Here is a 1,961-nt window from a genome sequence, read left to right as displayed (position 1 = left end):
CCGCCGAGCCGCGCTCCGAAAGCCCAGCCGGGCCGCCCGCCAGGCGAGGCGGCCGAGGCCGCTGTGGGCCTGCTGGAAGCGGTGCGGGAGGATCTCTCCGCTGTATCGCTGCCTCTGGCCCTTCCGGACGTTGAAAAGGCACGCCAGGACGCCCGGAACGCCGTGGGCCAGCTCGACGACTACATCCTGCCGCGGTACCGCAGCCTGGACGCTCCGCTGCTCGCGGTCGTCGGCGGTTCCACCGGCGCCGGTAAGTCGACCCTGGTCAACGCCCTGGTAGGGCACCCGGTCACACGATCAGGGGCCATCAGGCCCACCACCCGGCAACCCATCCTCCTGCACCATCCCGCCGATGCCGGCTGGTTCGAAGGCCAACGGGTCCTGCCTTCCCTCAGCAGGATCCGTGGAACCATCTCAACCGAACCGCTCCCCGCCAGCCGGGCCGGAGCCGCTCCCGATGCTGAGGCCATCTCCTCGCTGGTGCTGGTGGCGGATCCAGCCGTTCCGCAGGGCATAGCGCTGCTGGACGCACCCGACGTTGACTCCATCTCGGATGACAACCGCCGGTTAGCGGGCCAGCTGCTCGCTGCCGCGGACCTCTGGGTCTTCGTCACAACAGCCAACCGCTACGCAGACGCGGTCCCGTGGAAGCTGCTCCTGAATGCGGCCTCGCGGGACATCATGGTTGCCGTGGTGCTGGACCGGGTGCCGCAGGAGGCAGAAGCTGAGGTGAGCGCCGATCTGCGGGCATTGCTGCAGCAGGAAGGCCTTGGAAGCGCAGGGCTCTTTATCGTGCCGGAGGCGCCCCTCGACGATCTGGGCATGCTGCCGGTGGACTCGGTGGAGCCGCTGCGCAGCTGGCTCCAGAAACTTGCAGCCGATGCGGCAGGGCGGTCCGAGATTGCCCGGCGGACGCTGAACGGTACAGTCAGGGCCCTCGCCGGTCGCGTCGGCGCGCTGGGCCAGGCGGTCCGGGAACAGGAGCATGCCGCCGCAACACTCCGGTCCGACGCCGAGGACGCCTACCGCGATGCCGGGACCAGGATCCTGGACGCCACCAAAGACGGCGCGTTGCTCCGCGGAGAGGTGCTGGCCCGCTGGCAGGATTTCGTGGGAACGGGCGAGTTCTTCCGGGCACTGGAACAGAATATCGGCCGGCTGCGGGACCGTGTGGGAGCCTTCTTCCGCGGCGAACCAACACCAGCGGTGCGGGTGGAAACGGCCATTGAGACGGGGTTGCAGGCGGTTATTCTTGACGAGGCCGCCAATGCCGCCGAGGAGACTGACCAGCGGTGGCGTTCTGACCCCGCTGGCCGCCAGCTGCTGGGCACCGACGACCTCTCCGGGACGGGTCCCGGCTTCGCCGACAAGGCAGCAGCCGAGATCCGGGCCTGGCAGGCAGGCCTGATGGAGCTCATCCGCACCGAGGGCCAAGGCAAACGCACGCAGGCCAGATGGCTGTCCTTCGGCATTAACGGCCTCGGCGCAGCGCTGATGATCGTCGTGTTTTCCATGACGGCGGGACTCACCGGACTGGAGATCGGTGTGGCGGGAGGCACCGCCGTCGTCGGCCAGAGACTCCTGGAAGCAGTGTTCGGTGAGGACGCCGTCCGCAGGCTCGCGCAAACAGCACGCGAAGACCTGCATGCCCGCTGCCAGCGCCTGCTTCAGGCGGAGCAACAGAAGTTCCTCGACCGCCTCCCAGGCGGAGACACAGACACGGCGCAGGTCCTGACCGCCCACGCAGCGGCCCTCGCCCGCCTGGCAGAGCGCGCATGAGCCGCCACAGCGCAGCCCGTGAAGCATCGCGGCTGGACCGCAGGCTGGAGGCGCTCGACGAAGCACGCGGGCTCGCGGAAGGCGTTTTGCCGGAGACGGCGTTGGAGGATGTGTTCCGGCTCCTCGAACGGGCAAGCTCCCGCCGGTCACTGTCCGCCGACCACACGGTGGTGGGCTTCTTC

At 69.0% G+C, this 1,961-nt stretch carries 1 protein-coding gene and 1 pseudogene; both read left to right on the top strand.

Features of this window, described 5'->3' with window-relative positions; all coding sequences use genetic code 11:
- On the top strand, positions 1–1,779 hold a 1,779-nt coding region (locus tag DBR22_RS12345), incomplete at its 5' end, for a dynamin family protein (RefSeq protein ID WP_375134958.1).
- Positions 1,776–1,961: pseudogene (locus DBR22_RS12340) on the top strand (ABC transporter); the annotation flags it as partial. The gene DBR22_RS12345 and the pseudogene DBR22_RS12340, both read left to right, overlap by 4 nt.

The organism is Arthrobacter sp. HMWF013 (assembly GCF_003061105.1).
In the GTDB taxonomy this organism is placed as follows: Bacteria; Actinomycetota; Actinomycetes; order Actinomycetales; family Micrococcaceae; genus Arthrobacter.
Note: the sequence above shows the minus strand (reverse complement) of the source record. Positions and strands in the feature narration are given on the sequence as shown.